The organism is Aeoliella sp. (assembly GCF_965227375.1).
Classification (GTDB): Bacteria; Planctomycetota; Planctomycetia; order Pirellulales; family Lacipirellulaceae; genus Aeoliella.
Genome location: NZ_CBDDFX010000002.1, coordinates 3,059,098 through 3,074,629 on the forward strand (window position 1 = coordinate 3,059,098; position 15,532 = coordinate 3,074,629).

The 15,532-nt window shown below is 59.3% G+C and carries 15 protein-coding genes; 6 read left to right on the forward strand and 9 right to left on the reverse strand.

What is annotated here, in order from left to right; translation table 11 throughout:
* Positions 1-3: 3 nt before the first annotated feature.
* Genes ACQK2L_RS25060 through ACQK2L_RS25070 form a run of 3 tightly spaced genes read right to left on the reverse strand, consistent with a single transcriptional unit; the run spans position 4 to position 5,323 of the window.
* Positions 4-3,558 (reverse strand): efflux RND transporter permease subunit, encoded by a 3,555-nt coding sequence (locus tag ACQK2L_RS25060; RefSeq protein ID WP_425399783.1) that lies wholly within the window; start codon positions 3,556-3,558, stop codon positions 4-6.
* Between the two features lie 36 nt (positions 3,559-3,594).
* Positions 3,595-4,893 carry an efflux RND transporter periplasmic adaptor subunit gene (locus tag ACQK2L_RS25065; protein WP_425399784.1) on the reverse strand — a complete coding sequence of 433 codons (1,299 nt, stop codon included), beginning with the start codon at positions 4,891-4,893 and terminating at the stop codon, positions 3,595-3,597.
* Positions 4,874-5,323, reverse strand: coding sequence for a MarR family winged helix-turn-helix transcriptional regulator (locus ACQK2L_RS25070; protein ID WP_425399785.1), 450 nt, complete (start codon positions 5,321-5,323; stop codon positions 4,874-4,876). The genes ACQK2L_RS25065 and ACQK2L_RS25070 overlap by 20 nt, the downstream gene beginning before the upstream one ends.
* Before the next feature lie 351 nt (positions 5,324-5,674).
* On the opposite strand from ACQK2L_RS25070, the gene ACQK2L_RS25075 reads away from it, so the two are divergent.
* From ACQK2L_RS25075 to ACQK2L_RS25085, 3 genes are all read left to right on the forward strand, one after another.
* Complete coding sequence (locus ACQK2L_RS25075; RefSeq protein ID WP_425399786.1) at positions 5,675-6,298, forward strand: hypothetical protein; 624 nt, start codon at positions 5,675-5,677, stop codon at positions 6,296-6,298.
* Positions 6,299-6,323: 25 nt separating this feature from the next.
* Complete coding sequence (locus ACQK2L_RS25080; protein WP_425399787.1) at positions 6,324-7,916, forward strand: sensor histidine kinase; 1,593 nt, start codon at positions 6,324-6,326, stop codon at positions 7,914-7,916.
* A gap of 83 nt (positions 7,917-7,999) precedes the next feature.
* Positions 8,000-8,974 carry a response regulator gene (locus tag ACQK2L_RS25085; protein ID WP_425399788.1) on the forward strand — a complete coding sequence of 325 codons (975 nt, stop codon included), beginning with the start codon at positions 8,000-8,002 and terminating at the stop codon, positions 8,972-8,974.
* A gap of 15 nt (positions 8,975-8,989) precedes the next feature.
* Here ACQK2L_RS25085 and ACQK2L_RS25090 read toward each other — a convergent pair whose 3' ends face one another.
* From ACQK2L_RS25090 to ACQK2L_RS25100, 3 genes are all read right to left on the reverse strand, one after another.
* Positions 8,990-10,312 (reverse strand): HD domain-containing protein, encoded by a 1,323-nt coding sequence (locus tag ACQK2L_RS25090; protein ID WP_425399789.1) that lies wholly within the window; start codon positions 10,310-10,312, stop codon positions 8,990-8,992.
* A gap of 22 nt (positions 10,313-10,334) precedes the next feature.
* Positions 10,335-11,045: a hypothetical protein gene (locus ACQK2L_RS25095; protein ID WP_425399790.1), complete on the reverse strand. Its 711-nt coding sequence runs from the start codon at positions 11,043-11,045 to the stop codon at positions 10,335-10,337.
* A gap of 105 nt (positions 11,046-11,150) precedes the next feature.
* Positions 11,151-11,648, reverse strand: a complete 498-nt coding sequence (locus ACQK2L_RS25100) for an acetolactate synthase (RefSeq protein ID WP_425399791.1) — start codon at positions 11,646-11,648, stop codon at positions 11,151-11,153.
* 219 nt (positions 11,649-11,867) lie between these two features.
* On the opposite strand from ACQK2L_RS25100, the gene ACQK2L_RS25105 reads away from it, so the two are divergent.
* The 3 genes from ACQK2L_RS25105 (at position 11,868) to ACQK2L_RS25115 (ending at position 13,525) form a co-directional block, all read left to right on the forward strand.
* Positions 11,868-12,266 (forward strand): acyl-CoA thioesterase, encoded by a 399-nt coding sequence (locus ACQK2L_RS25105; protein ID WP_425399792.1) that lies wholly within the window; start codon positions 11,868-11,870, stop codon positions 12,264-12,266.
* A 190-nt stretch (positions 12,267-12,456) separates the two neighbouring features.
* Positions 12,457-13,020, forward strand: a complete 564-nt coding sequence (locus tag ACQK2L_RS25110; RefSeq protein WP_425399793.1) for a DJ-1/PfpI family protein — start codon at positions 12,457-12,459, stop codon at positions 13,018-13,020.
* A gap of 19 nt (positions 13,021-13,039) precedes the next feature.
* A complete protein-coding gene (locus ACQK2L_RS25115) occupies positions 13,040-13,525 on the forward strand; it encodes a DUF6924 domain-containing protein (protein ID WP_425399794.1) in 486 nt (161 codons plus the stop codon).
* Between the two features lie 90 nt (positions 13,526-13,615).
* Here the strand turns inward: ACQK2L_RS25115 and ACQK2L_RS25120 are convergent, their stop codons facing one another.
* The 3 genes from ACQK2L_RS25120 to ACQK2L_RS25130 form a co-directional block, all read right to left on the reverse strand.
* Positions 13,616-14,278: a hypothetical protein gene (locus ACQK2L_RS25120; RefSeq protein WP_425399795.1), complete on the reverse strand. Its 663-nt coding sequence runs from the start codon at positions 14,276-14,278 to the stop codon at positions 13,616-13,618.
* A 95-nt stretch (positions 14,279-14,373) separates the two neighbouring features.
* Positions 14,374-14,700: a hypothetical protein gene (locus tag ACQK2L_RS25125; RefSeq protein ID WP_425399796.1), complete on the reverse strand. Its 327-nt coding sequence runs from the start codon at positions 14,698-14,700 to the stop codon at positions 14,374-14,376.
* Positions 14,701-14,985: 285 nt separating this feature from the next.
* On the reverse strand, positions 14,986-15,483 hold the full coding sequence (locus ACQK2L_RS25130; RefSeq protein WP_425399797.1) for a nuclear transport factor 2 family protein: 498 nt from the start codon (positions 15,481-15,483) through the stop codon (positions 14,986-14,988).
* Positions 15,484-15,532: the final 49 nt, after the last annotated feature.

Here is a 15,532-nt window from a genome sequence, read left to right on the forward strand (position 1 = left end):
GCATCAGCCGACTCCCACCGGAGCGGGCGTTGGTTCGAACGGGGTGTCGTCGGCGGGCTGCTGCTCGTCCCACTGATGGTGCTCAGGCTTTACCTTCGCGCCGCCGAACACTTCGAGCATCAAGCGGAACAGCGTCGGCACGAACACCAGCGTGAAGATGGTCGATACCACCAGACCACCTAACACCACGCTGCCCAGACCTCGGTACAACTCGCTTCCTGCACCGGGGAACAGCACGAGCGGCGCCAAGCCCAGCACGGTAGTCGTGGTGGTCATGAAAATCGGCCGAATGCGGGTACGAACGCTTTCGAGAATTGCCTCGCGGGGATCCATCCCGTCGAACCGCATGTGGTTGAGCGACTGGTGCACAATCAGGATGGGGTTGTTCACGACCGTGCCAATGAGCACCACGAAGCCTAACATCGTGAGCACATCCAGCGGCTGCAGAATGAACAGATTGAGGATGGCCAAGCCAATCACACCGCCGGCCGCTCCGAGGGGGACACTGAGAATGATCACCAGCGGGTACATCCACGATTCGAACAGGGCGGCCATCAGCAAGTAGGTGATGATCACCGCAAGCAGCACATTGAACCTCAGCGCCGTCCATGCCTGCGTCAGTTTGTCGGCCGTTCCGGACAGCGAGATCCGGTAACCGCCCTCCAGTTGCCCCGAGTCGCGAATTGGCTGCACGATCTGGCTGTCGATCAGCAACATCGCGTCTTCCAGCGCCACTTCGGCGGGTGGGGTGACTTGGATGGTAATTGCCCGTTCGCGTTCGCGGTGATTAACCTGCTCCGGTCCTATGGAAAGTTCGACGTCGGCCACTGCCTTCAGAGGCACGAGTTGTCCTAATGGCGTGACCACGGGAACGTTCGCCAGTTGCCCCGTCGAACGATTGAATTGCTGCTCGCCCATCACGGTGAGGTCGATCTTCTTACCACCCAAGTAGTAGTCGCTTACGTAGGCCCCATCGATAATCGTATCCACCGCAAACCCAATATCGGTGGCAGTCATTTGCATCTCGGCAGCGTGCAACAGCTTGGGCTCGACATGCACTTCGGGACTCGAAATTTCGAGACTCGGAATGGGCTGTGGTCTTGCACCAGGGATAAGCGGCGGCTCTTCTTTGGATCCCAGTACCTTCCCCATAACCTGTTTTCCGATTCCCACCAGCTTCTCAACATCTGGGCCGACGATCTCGACGTCCACCGTTCGCCCCGCGGTCAACCCACGCTCGAACAAGCTCGTTTGTTTCGCCACGGGAATGATGTCCGGAATGCCGCTGAGCGCCTTGTAGATGACCGGTTCCAATTGCTTCGACTTCAGTGGATCGCGCGCCCTGATACCCATAAACACCTGCCGCCCGCGAACGACGAAGAAGAAATCGCGGATCGCTGGTCCCTCAAGCTGGGAAAGGTCGGTATTGTCGTCCACGTCCCAATAGGGCCGCAGTGCCTCCTCCGCCCGTTCGCCCAGTGTCATCAAATGGTCGATGTTGTAGCCGGGTGGGGGGATGACGATCGCGATCACGAGGTTGCGATTGCCATTCGGCAAGTACTCGACTTTGGGCCACAGCAGGTAGCTCACACCAACCGCCGCGCCGACTAGTACCGCAACCGTTAGAACTTGCCGCCACACCCGACGCTGGATCCATGCATTGACGCCCACGACTTGATCGGCGAACTTTCGCCCAATCTTGCCCGCCGTGCCGACGACCTGCTGTGCGCCAGCCTGAGTCGAACCGGAGCTACCGTTCTGCCAAAAGCCTGCACCCGATGGCAGCGCCTCGTCTTCGTGGCGGCGGAACAGCCTGGCGGCGGCGGTCGGGATCAGTGTGACGGAGACCACCAGCGACAGTCCGACTGCGGCAGTAATCGCCAGGGCGATATCGCGGAACAATTGCCCCGCTTCCTCCTCCATGAACACCACCGGCAGGAATACGGCAATCGTGGTTAGCGTCGACGACACCACAGCGCCCCACACTTCCTGGGTGCCACGCACCGCGGCCGTGAAGGGCGGCTCGCCCATGCTGTAGCGGCGGTAGATATTTTCCAGCACCACCACGGCGTTATCCACCAACATACCGACCGCAAACGCGAGGCCGGCCAAACTGATGACGTTCAGCGAACGCCCCAAGCCGCCCAGCACCAGGAAAGTGCCGACGATACTTACCGGAATAGCCAGCGCGACGACCAACGCACCACGTGCGCAAAAGAAGCCCACGCCAATCAACAGTGCGAGACAGACAACGTACAGCCAGGGCGAGACAAAGATCGAAGCCAGCGCCGATGCCAGGATAAGAGGAATCGAGATCAGAGTCGGCACGTTCAAGTGCAGGAATACCATCAACACGATCATGGTAAGCGCGCCGCCGAGCAAGATATTCTGCTGCACCAGGTCGACCGACGAGTTGATGTAGTCCGTTTCGTCGTACACTTGGGTGAGCATCAACCCACGCGGGTGTAGGATCTCGCGATTGAGAGTTTCATTCACTTCGCGCAATCCGGCCATTACGTCGATCACGTTGGCTCCGCCTGCCCGCTCGCAGTTCACCGCGATGCTCGACTCGCCAAACCTGCGAACCAGCCCTTCGGGCTTCTTGAATCCCAAGTGCACTTCGGCCACATCGCGGACGTACACTGGCTTCCCGTCGCGGACCGCCAGCAATTGATCTTTTACCTGTTCTGGCGTGCGGAACTGGTTGAGCGTGCGGAATACGTAGCGGCGTTTGCTTTCATCCAGGGTGCCCGCCGAGGTGTCGCGGTTCTGCGCCTTCAGCACGTCTCGCACGTCGGTAAGTGTGAGTTGCCGGGCGGCCAGTTGCTCCGGGTCGACCACCACCTGCAACTCGTCCTCCAAGCCGCCGATCACATTGGACTGCGAGACGCCCTTCACACGCTCGAAGCGAGCTTCGATTTCGTCCTCGGCGAAGCGACGCAGCTTGGGAACCTCCAAGTCGGGCGAGGGCAGCAGTTGAGTAACCTCCGGATGCTCTTCCGCCAGGTTCCGCAGCCTAAGCATCTTGAGCCCAACGCTCTCGGTTGCTTGAACCCTACCGATCTCGGCCTGCAGTTCGGGATGCGACTGAGCGAATGATTCGATTTGTTTATCGGTAGGCGGCAGCGCGCTGAGAATAAACCAGGCGATTGCGCGGGCGGCGCTATCGGAAGTCGTGATCACCGGCTGGTCGGCCTCTTCGGGGTACTCGCGCACTTGCTGCAAGCGGCTGTTCACCTTGAGTATCGCCTGGTCCATGTCGGTACCGACAGCAAACTCGATGGTGATCTTGCCTACCGAATCGGAGCTCTCCGACGAGAGCTTGGTCGCGCCTTCAACGCCTTTGAGCTGCTCTTCCTGCTCGATGATGATTTCTTGTTCCACCTCCTGCGGACTTGCTCCTGGCCACCGAGTATCGACCGTGATGGTGGGCGTCTCCACTTCGGGCGTCAACTGCATCGGCATCTCGAACAGCGCAACGAGGCCAAACAGCACGAGCAACAACACGCCGACCGTGACCTTCACCGGGTTGTGCACGAATGCATCGACGAGTTGCATAGCAGCTAACGAAGGCGGGAAGTGGGGAGGGAGTAACTAGCGACCAGGGATCGCGGGGCGTTGCGAGAGTGATTCGACTATCCGGCTCACCTGGACATCGGCGTTCGGCAGTAATCGTTCATTGCCTTCGACAACCACTAGGGCGCCGGGGGCAATGGCGTTGCCAATGTCGATCCATTCTCCGTACGCGGTGCCTAGCTTGACGGGCACCGGCATGGCCGTACCCGACTGGCCGGCGCCGTTCGCGCCATCCACCACGTACACGGTTGCCGAACCCTGGCCCAGCACCACAGCGTCTTTCGGAACGAGCGTCGCCTGAGTCGTCTCGCCCACTGGCAACTCGACACGCGCGTACATGCCGGGCTTGATCAATGGTCCGGCCGGCGTTGTTTGGTTCTGAATGGCAATCTTCACCGGAAAAGTGCGAGCCCTAACGTCGCCTTGCGGCACCACGGTGATCACCTTCGCGGAGAACGGCGACTGTGGCAGCGCGGGAATGTCGACGCTCACCTCGGCCCCTGGCGAGATATACGGTACGCTTTGCTCCAGCACGTGCACCACCACTTCCACCACGTCGATACCCACGACCTCGGCAACAGCGTCGCCGCGATTGACCCACTGTCCCTCCTCAGTGCTCTTGGTGACCACGTAGCCGGTAAACCGCGAGCGGATGGTGTGCTTGGAAAGCTGATCTTCCAAGCGATGGACCACCGCCTGCTGCATGTCGACTTGGGCCTTGGCCTGAGCAATCAACTCTTGGCGGGGACCAGCCTTGGCCTCTTCGTAAGCGGCTTGGGCTTCGGCATGGACTTCTTTTGCTTCGGCCGCCGCCATCAGGGCTTCGCGCCATTCATCTTCGCTCACTGCGCTGGTCTGCTCGGCTACATCCCGCAAGCGTTCGCGGCGTTCTTCCCGATAGTCCAACCGAGCTTTCGCGGCCGCCATCTTGGCTCGTGCTTGCTCTAGCTGCTCGGCTCGGGTTCCGTTCTCCAACTCCTGCAGTTTCGCCTGAAGGTATCTAAGTTCGCCCTTGGCCGAGACAATTTCCAGAGAGATTGTCTCGGTCAGCAGTTGCGCCAGTGGACCGCCCGCTTCGACCCGGTCGCCTTCTTCAAAATCACACTGAACAATCCGACCGTCCACAGCGCTGCCGATGGTTGCACGCTGCGAAGGCATGACCGTGCCGACGAAGGCCTGAGTGGACGTGACCGACTGCTGCTTAACTTGCGCCGCCACCACCGGCGACGGACCTTGCCCTCGCTGCGCGAACGCTACACTTGCCAGGCAGCAGAAACCCGTTGCCAGGCAGACAGCTTTATCGAATGGCAGTTTCATCGCTCGTGACATTCTCGCGAACCTTGTCCAGCAGGTGACGGAGTGTTTGGACTTCTTCCTCCGTAAGTCCCGCGGTCGCCTGTTCGCGGATCCCCCGCCCACACTCGGCAATTTTCTTCCATACCTTCTCTGCGGCTGGCAAAGTGTGGATCAGCTTTCGCCGTCGATCTTGATTGCAGCTACGCCGCTCAATCAGCCCCGCTTCCTCGGCTCGATCAAGAATGCCAACCAGGCTAGGCGGTTCGATCAACATCCGGGCCGCCAGCTCGGTTTGACTAAGCGGACCATCCATCGCCAGAAATGCAAGTAACTGCGCCTGGCGGTACGTAATTCCGTGTGGCTCCAAACGTTCATTAAATGTTCGCATGTAGGCTTGGTGTGCACAGCACAGCCAGTACCCGATGCTTTCGTCGAAGTCGTACTGCAACATTTGGAGCGGTTCTAATGGGAAGCCGATTGGTTAGCGCTCTAATTATTCTTGCTGCCATGCTCCAAGTCGACCCCCCTTTTTGGCCGCCGACAGAAGGGGCCACTTGGCGATTTTGCTCTTATTGCCCTGCTATTCCAGACGCGAGTACGGAGTTCACCAGTCCGCATTTCGGCAAACCGATCACCTGAAAGGCGACTTTCCCTGAATAATCCGCAACCTCAGCATTTTCCAATGGATGTTTCCCACAATGTGGAGGGACAGCTCCCCAAAAAAATCCTACGGTTAACTGTGCCTGAAGACATGTATGTAGTCGGGCGAAATCCGCTCCATTGGATCGCAGCCAACCTTTCGATGATTCGCCCTGCCGTAGCAAGTTTTCGACACCTCGCCTGCAATGCGGCACTTGCGCTGTGGTTCGTGTTCTGTGTGGTTGGTTTTGCGATGCTGGTGTCGTACAGCCAGACACCAGGAGTGCAGGAGCAGCCACCGCTTGCAGCGTCCGGCCCCGAGAGTCCTGCCTCCGCCGCGTACCGCATGGTAGTAGCCATTCATCCGAAGTGCGTTTGTTCAAGGGCAACTGCGAAGGAACTTGCCAAGATACTGCGAGACAACTCTGCCAAAATCGCCTGCCAGATCCTAATGTATCAGCCGGCGGACGCTTCCTCAGAGTTCGGGGAGACGTGGTTGATGCGTCAGCTCGCCGAACTCCCCAATACAACCATCTCGGTTGACTCGGAGGGCCGACAGGCGGCATCGTTGGGTATGCATACATCGGGGGCGGTGGTTCTTTATGGCGCGGCTCGTGAGCCGCTGTTCTATGGCGGTATCACCGCTGCCCGTGGGCACGAAGGCGACAGCGTGGGATCGGAAAGCATCTTGTCCTTGGTCCAGAACAACCCTCCGATCACCACCTGCACCAAGGTGTACGGGTGCCCTTTGCAATCACACGCCACGCTTCTCGAGCAAGGGGACTGACCGCCTTGGGCGGGGCTGCGAACCTATGGAGTGCATCGACACAAATCAACGCGCGCAAGAGATACTCGACGAGCGCACTCATCGCTTGTACGTACAGACCGATCGCTTGTTCGCGGCGCTGTTCGCAACCCAGTGGCTGGCGGCCATTCTGCAAGCAGCCTGGTACACACCGCGCGCTTGGGAAGGCGACCAGCAACAGTGGCACATCCACTTGTGGGCCTCCCTGCTGCTCGGCGGTCTATTGTCGGCGGCACCCATCGCCATGGCGCTGCTAAGGCCCGGGTCGTTTGCCACTCGATTGACCATCTCCGTTGCACAGGCGGGCTATTCGGCGCTGCTTATTCATTTGTCTGGCGGTCGTATCGAAGCACACTTCCACGTGTTCGGGTCGTTGGCATTCCTGGCGTTCTACCGCGACTGGCGCGTCCTGATACCCGCTACGGTGGTCGTCGCCGTCGATCATCTTGCACGGGGTGTGTACTGGCCCGACTCGGTCTTTGGTGTCCTTACTCCCAGCATTGGCCGTGCCTTGGAACATACGGGCTGGGTGTTGTTCGAAGATGCTTTCCTGGTGTGGAGTTGCGTAGTAGGCATGCGCGAGATGCGCACCGCGGCGCTTACTCAGGCTCAACTGGAGCAGGCCAAGGCCTCTACCGACCAGATTGTCGAGCAACGAACAACCGAGTTGAAGAAACGAACCGAGCAATTGGAAGCCTCCGTTCGCGAAGCCAAGCTGATGTCCCAGCAACTGGCCCTTGCCCAAAAGATGGAGTCGATCGGACAACTCGCGGCCGGCGTCGCCCACGAGATCAATACCCCCATGCAGTTCATCGGTGACAACACCGCCTATCTGCAGGAATGCGTCGATCACTTGCTCGCTATCACCGCTTCCTACGCCGAGATGGTGAACATCGAAGGACCGCCAATGTCCTGGGGTGACCGCCATCAACGAGCACTCCAGGTTTTGCAGCAGCATCGCTACGACGAGCTTGTGCGGGAAGTACCGGAGGCATTCTTGGACAACTTGGACGGCATCGAGCGGGTGAGTTCGATCGTGGGTGCCATGAAGGTGTTCTCCCACCCCGGCACTTCCCACAAAGAGATATCCGACGTAAATCAGCTGATTCGCAGCACAGTGACGATCAGCCGCAACCGCTGGAAGTACATCGCCCAACTCGAACTAGATCTCGACGAGACGCTGCCGCAAGTTCCCGTGCTTCCGGCCGAACTGAACCAGGTAATCCTCAATCTGGTTGTCAACGCTGCGGACGCGCTACGGGAGAAATTCGGCGACCTCGACCACCCGGCAGGGCTCATCACGATCAGGACCTTCTGCAGTGGCGAAGACGTCTGCATTGAGCTGGAGGACAACGGGCCAGGAATACCCGACGAGATCCGCAACCGAATCTTCGATCCCTTCTTTACTACCAAGGAGGTAGGCCTCGGTACGGGACAAGGGCTGGCCATCTCACATGACATCATCACCAATAAACATGGTGGCCGCCTGGACTTCGTTTCCACCATGGGTGTTGGAACGACTTTTTCCATGAAACTTCCTATCGCTGGGCACTACGAACCGCAACACCCACAGCAGGACGTAGTAATCTCCGCAACCTAGGACCATAGGCCACTGACTGTAGTAGACTTTTGCGCACAGTTTTCACTTTTTCGCGACCAGAACAGTTGCGGGGCAGAAACAGTATGAGTGAGCGAATTCTAGTCGTAGACGATGAGCAACCGCTGTTAAACGGCCTGCGGCGGCGACTTGGTGGATACTATGATTTGACGACCGCCAATTCGGGCCCCGCTGCTCTTGCAGAATTGAAATCGGGTAGCTTTGCGGTGGTGATGACCGACATGCGCATGCCGGGCATGGACGGAGTCCAGTTCATCCAGCAGGCGCGCATGATTGCGCCGGATGCAGTCTACATGATGCTCACCGGCAATCAAGATCAAGCCACGGCCATCAAAGCGGTGAACGACGGCCAAGTGTTTCGCCTGCTAAATAAGCCGTGCGAACACGACAACGTCCGCCAGGCGTTGGATGCAGGTTTGGCCCAGTACCGGCTAATTACGACCGAAAGAGCACTGCTGAACGAAACCCTTCCCGGCGCCGTTGGGGTACTGACCGATGTGCTGAGAACCGTCCATCCCGATGCACTCAGCCGCGTTCGTGAAATCGAAGTACTGGTGAACGACCTGCGCCAGGCGATCGGCGCACCGGCCCGCTGGGAATTCAAACTTGCCGCTCACCTGGGCCTTCTCGGTTTCGCGCTATTGCCAGAAGATCAGCAGCGCAGTTTAAGGTCTGCCGAGCATGAGGACTTCGACCTCCAAACCATCCTGGCAGAGGGCGCGGCGACGGGTGCTCAGCGGTTAGAGAACATCCCGCGACTTGAAGTAGTTGCCAACATCGTTCGAGAGCAAATGAATGCGGATGGCGACTGTATCGTTCCCTCGGATCCGCAGGAACAAGACATCGTGGCCATCGGAGCCACGCTGCTCCGCATCGCCGTGCTGTGGAGTTTTCTTACCCGTCTTGAGATCGACTCGCAAGACGCGCTGGCCGAAGTCAGGCGCGTGCTACCGAACCTGAATCCTGCGTTTGAACAGCAGTTGGAGCAAGCATCCTCCAGCAACCACAACCTGTCGCCAGTTGGCATAGGGATCGATTGACCCGCTGAAGGTTCTCTAGCTGGCGACCTTAGCGAGCATCTCGTCGAGATTCAGCCCCTTCGCGGCTCGGGCGATGCGGGGGCTGGCGAATACTCGCACTCGCTTCACGTAGTCGTCGAATTGCTCGCGGGCCAGGGTTCGCACTACGGGCGACACCTCGCCCAGCGGTCGGTACGTGTTGGTCTTGCTCGAGTAGACGTCGACGTTGAACTGCACTTCGAGCTTCACGGGCGGGGCATCGATCAGCACCTCGTGAGCGGCAACCGCTTCGCCTAACTCGAGGGCGAAGCACTCCGCCAGCCGAGTACTGCAGTCGACCAGCCACTCGTACGGGTGGCGGGCCAACAGCTCGTATACCTCTGGAGCTTCCAACAAGCTGTACTGGCCAATCCGCTTGTAGAGCTGCCGTTGGCTGCCCAGCAGCGCGTTGACAAGACCAGCAACTGGCGACGCTTCGCCGACCGACATCAAGTGGGCGGCGAACGTGCTGTCGGTCGAGCCGATCACCACGCCCCAATCGAGTTGTTGCTCCAATTCGAACACGGCCCGCTGCAGCATGGCAGTCGCCGATCGCACCGCGTGATGCCAGTACACTTCGCTGAACATCACGTAACGGGCGAAGACCATCAACTCGGCGGCCGTCTTGCCCTTCTCGGTCACCGCGATGCGATCGCCAGCGGCGTTTAGGCATAGACTCGACACCAGCCGCCGCTGGTCGAAGTTGCGCCCGTAAGGTACGCCGCAGTGCATGCTGTCGCGAGCCAGGTAGTCGACCTTGTCGACGTCGATCGGGCCAGAGAGCATGCTGCGCACGACCCGCTCGCCAGGCGTGTCGACACGCCCCTCGATCAAGTCGGCCACTTGGGCCGGGTCGACGTTCCAATCCTCGCTCAAAGCGTCCGCCACACAGCCCGTGGAGATTGCCTGACGAGCGGTGCTTTCGTGATGCACCACGCTCTCCAGGGCGATGTCCTCCAGCGGATGGCAGAACGGGTAGTGGCCGATGTCGTGCAACAGCGCGGCCAGCAAAAAACACTCGGCCTGCCGAGTGGTAACAACCTCCCCAAATCGCGCGTCGCTCGCCAGACGCTCCAGAAAGTCGAGGGCCACGCGATAGACACCCAGCGAGTGCTCGAATCGCGAGTGCCCTGCCCCGGGGTAAACCATGCGGACCAAACCGAGCTGCGAAACGTCGCTCAACCGGCGGAATGCTGGCGTGTCGATCAAGCGTCGCACCCGCGGCGTCAGCGGTACGTCCTCGCCAGGGGGCAGGCGGAGCAAGCCCTGCGGCGCGTGTCGTGTAGCGAACTCGGGAATCGATCGTAGGTCGTCAGGCATATCGGCTCTCGAAGTCCGCGGGTCAACCGAAGACCAGGCCCGGCACGAACGACAATCCCATCAGCAGCCGCAACAGTCCTGTGAAGATGAAGAACAACGCGAACAGCATCACCGCACTGCCGGGGTCGAGGTCTAAACTGGCGTAACCGGCCAACAGGCCCACCATGATCATGACCGCCAGCGGCACCAGCAACTGATAAAACTCCAATCCCTTGCTCACGTCTTCCGGCGTGGTGAATCGGCTGAGGATGAATCCAAACAACAGCCACGCCAGGGCGAACGATACACCGCAGGCGATCGCGCGTAGCCACAACTGCGATCCGCGGTACGGCTCCAACTCGTCGTCGCGCAGGAACATGTATCCGCCGGCGGCCACAAACGGCCCCACGAACGCCGCGGCGCCACACATCACCAGCACGGCAGGAACGGTTTCCGCCCCCGCGACGTATCCCTTGAGCAAAAACGCAATGAGGCAAGCTACCACCACTACGCCCACGGCGCTGAGCGCCATGATCGGCGAAAACTTGCTGTCCTTGCGACGGAACGTCTTCAGGACACTGCGGCCCTTCGAGTCGGTGGGCCCGGTGGGCTGCTCGTGGATGACAACCTGGTCTTCCAGCTTCGGAATCGTGATCGTCTTTTTGCAGCTAGGGCACGGCCCCTGCTTTCCCGCGTGCTTGTCGGCAACGGTAAATCGCTTCAGGCAACCAGGGCAAGTTACATTGATGGGCATCAGAGCGGAGGTCGATCGAGGGAGGTACGGCGGGCTGGATCGCTAAACAGCAAGTTTGGCCAGCCTGCGTCCGTGCGTCCATGGCCTAGTTGGAACATTCGCCGGCTAGGGCGAATCATATTGCTTCAATTCGTCTTCGTTGATCAGTCGAAAGCCCTGGCTGGTGAGAGTGTCGAGGGCCATTTCGATGTTGTCGACCATCACCGCCACCGCCGGCCGGCCGGTGGGACGGACCAGCAGCGGGTAGACCTGGATGATGTTCAGCTCGGCTGCCAGCAGGGCCGTGCACATCTGCAGCATCGGCTGCGGCGTGTCGGGCAGTTCGATGCCGATCAGGTCCGACTCCACCAGCGCCAGCCCGGCTCGCTCCAGGATCTCGCGTCCCGCCTCGGGGTCGCTCAGCAGGAACCGCACCAGGGCACACTCGGTCGAGTCGGAGATGCTCAGGGCCACAATGCGGACCTTGCTGCCTTGGAACTTCCGCACCACTTCGACCAGTTGGCCCACGCGGTTTTCCAAAAACACGGTGAATTGTCGGATCGACGGATAATCTCGGCCACGCATGGTGGCAAAGTCAGTACCCGCTCCCTCGCCAATGCTCATAGAGGTTCTTTCTTCAAATAGCGATTCGATAGCCCGGCGACGATACCAATTCCGCTGCCGGCGCGGAGACAAGCTGGTTATGAACTTGGCCGTAAGTATAGGTCTATTGGGGAGTTAATTCAACGCGAACCTCCCGGCCCCCCGCTACCGGCGCTGCCCCGCCGGCGGTGGTCCGCTATAAAGAGTGCCTCCCCCAATTCACCCCCGCCATGGAGGGCCGTGGCCGCCGTGTCTCAAGAGTTCAAGTTCTCTGTCGAAGTTCGCTACTACGAAACCGACGCCCAGGGCGTGGTGCACCACGCCAATTTCTTCAAGTATTTCGAACTGGCCCGGGTGCACCATTTACGCTCGCTGGGTCACGAATACGTCGATCTCGAGCGCGACGGGGTGATCCTGGTGGTGAACAAGATCGCCTGCGCGTACCGCCAGCCGGCCCGCTTTGGCGATACGCTCGACATCACCATCCGCATTCAGCGTGCCCGCGGCGCCCGTATCGACCACGAGTACCTGGTGCACCGCGATGGCCTGCTGCTGGCCGAAGGCTCCAGCACCCTGGCCTGCATCGACCGCGAGGGCAACATCCAACGCTTGCCCGAATACTTGCTGCTGGATGACTAGAGTGTGCATTAGGGGTGCCTGGGGTCGAGCACCGCGAGCCCCCAGAACTTTCGCCACCGGGGGCTCATTGCACTCGTCCCCAGCCACCCAACGTCACCTCGGGTAGTTGGCTACACCCGCGAGTCATGTTAAACAGAGACTAAAACGACAACCCCGCAACTCACTTCTCACCCCAGCCCGGTTCAAAGCAATGTCCAAGATTCTGATGATCATTGGCGACTTCGTCGAAGACTACGAAGTGATGGTGCCCTTCCAGATCCTCCAGGCGTTCGGTCACGAGGTGCATGCGGTCTGCCCCGAGAAGTCGGCCGGCGAAACAGTGGCCACGGCCATTCACGACTTTGAAGGCCAGCAGACGTACAGCGAGAAGCGCGGGCACAACTTTGCGTTGAACGCCACGTTCGATCGCATCGAGCCCGGTAGCTACGACGCCCTGGTGGTGCCCGGCGGCCGCGCGCCTGAGTACCTGGCAATCGATCACCGCGTGTTGAAGATGGTCAAGCACCTCGCCGGCGCGGCAAAGCCGATCGCCGCGACGTGCCACGGCTTGATGGTCCTGGCCGCTGCCGACGCACTGCGTGGCAAGCGCTGCCAGGGCTATCCCACGGTCCGTCCCGAAATCGAATCGGCCGGCGGCATCTGGGACGAACCCGCCGAAGGCCTCGACAGCGTCTGCGTCGACGGCAACCTGGTCACCGCCCCCGCCTGGCCAGCCAACGCGGTGTGGATGAAGGCGTTCCACGAGGTGCTGTGAGTGTTGTGAACAAGGGGCGATGATGAAGATGCTACCAAATTCCAACGACTCTCTGTTCATCCGCACTTACTTTGACGACGAAGAGTCTTGGCAGACAATCTGCCGAGAAATTCGCGAGCCAGCCGCAGAGCACACGGAAGGTTGGTCATTGCTCGGCGAACTCTACGAAACTCCGGGGCAGCAGTTTCCGGATAAACCGCAAGCGTTTCTCACGATTGTTGACGACCAAGACTTCTCAGGCGAGGCTCCCAAGCAGTTGGCTAGCTGCCTACCCTCGAATACACATCACTCATTTCTGTTAGTCGTCGATGAGCAAGCAACAACGAATCCTGAGCATCCTATCCTGGTGGTTGATGTCAACGATCAAGTCGGGAGGACTTTTCGGACCGTGCCATCACAGGTCCAGTCGATAGAGAACAACCTGTCCTTGGCAAACATGGACTGGGAAGATTTTTCAGAGTCAATCGACGCAGACGGCGTTTTCCGCGGTTTCCGTGAGGCCTAAGCATCTATTGACGTGAGATCGACGCAGCGAACTCACTTATCCTGCAGGACCTCTTCAGCGCTCTTGCCTCGGCGTGCCACGCCGGACCAACTAAGGCATGACATCGTTAAACATCTCCTGCACTTCCAGACCGGCTTGGCGAGTGAGACCAACAAGCCACCAACCGTACATCGACACGGCCAACGTTAGAACTATCGCAAGGCACGTGATGCCCATGGCGGATCGGCCTGTTTTGTGGTCGCTGACCAGCGAACGACCGCGAATTCTCCTGGTAATAGCGAAACACGCGGCGGCCAAAGCAACGCCAAACAACGAAACAATGCGAAGATTAGTTTGGGCGTGAAGGCCGGAGAAGCAATCTGACATCAGGTCCCAAATGAAGATCGACAGGATAAAAGCTGTACCTACTACTAACGCCCATTTCGACCGAATCAGCCCCAGCGCAATTGCGATTATTGAATAGCAAAACCACGCCGGCATGTCTGCCATTGCGAATGTTACATACCTAGCAACAAAGCCGGGCGGTACGCCCACACTGTCCATCAGAAAGTGCCTCACACCACTATACCAGTCGATGCCGAACCACTCGTATGATTGCTCGAATGCAGTGAACTCGACAGCTGCAACGACACCAATACAAACAGGGATCGCCGAAACGAGTGTGAACAAGTCCGCGGTGGTGAAACGAAGAGTTCGCGGATGAACGACGGCATCGTCTGGCATTTCGACTTTGAGCGCAGACAGCTGTCGCATGACTTGTCTCCAAACACAGGCACCAAATTGTGTTGCGTTTGATTATATCAGGGCAACACGCTAAATGGTCTTCCGAGGCTCAAACATTGGCACAGCTACAGTCGCCGCTTGATGATCTCACGGGACAGTTGACGCGCCTCCCTGCGTGACTGCTCGCTGAACTGGATCGAGATCGTCCCAATGTTGCCCCACGAAACCTTGTGAACGGTCTCATGGCCGTGGTCCGCGACCAGCAGGATCAAGCACGTTTCGTCCGACACATTGACGAAGTTGTCGGGGAACGCGGTGACCGAAGCATACGGGAGTAGGAACGTAAGCTGAAAGGCCGGCTTCGGCTGCATTACACCGGCCGTCGCCAGTTCCGGATCATTGGCAGGCTGAAGGTACGGCTGAAGATGTGGCAGCCATCGCTCTCGTGTCACAGGTGGGCTCCGCTGCACCGCATAACAATAATTGGATAGAGACGATTCTGCCTAAACGAGCAAGCAGTCTGCTCCATTGTCGGCGCAACCCCAGCAGAATGGAAGGCTTGCGAGCCCGCCTGGCGAGAATCGGCGGGTAAGACAGCATCGAACACGTTGCCCGCATTGAGGGCCCGCATTCGACCGCATCGGTCAACGCGGAGCCCCTTGTGTCGGTACTCAAAAGACTCATAACTCCAATCCGCAAGGTTTTGAGGCTTTTGAGTACACCCTCCGGCGCGTCGACTACATCGGCTCCCCCAACCGCTGATAGGCATCCAGCAACGGCTGAACCACCGGCACCAAGTCCGGGTCGGCCGCGAGCAGATCGCACGAGGGATCTTCCGGAAACGCATCGGCGACCACCCAGCGGCGGGAGAACAGCCAGTTACCGTCGACCTTGCGGACCTCGTCGTCGTAGCGTCCGAGGAAGGCCACTTTGTAGCCCTGTCTGGTCGCAAAGGCGGCCACCGTGGTCGATTGTCCTGTGGCGCGCTCTCCACTGGCATCGATTTCGAACAGCAGTGACGTGTTGAGATGCCGCGACGCGATCTGCTGGTGCACGCGCCCATAAGCGGTGATCTTCTCCCGCCCACGCAACCCGTGGTCGCCGAAGCCGAACACTCCGTCTTCGGTGAACGTATTGGCCCACGCTTCGATGTCGTGCCCATCCAAAGTGAGCGTGTAGCGGGCGCACAGTTCGTAGATCTTCTGTTTCTCGACCCATAGTTCCAAATCAGTCATCGCAGGGGCCTTTCGTTTTGAGGCTTTTGAGACCGCTACCAGACGTTGA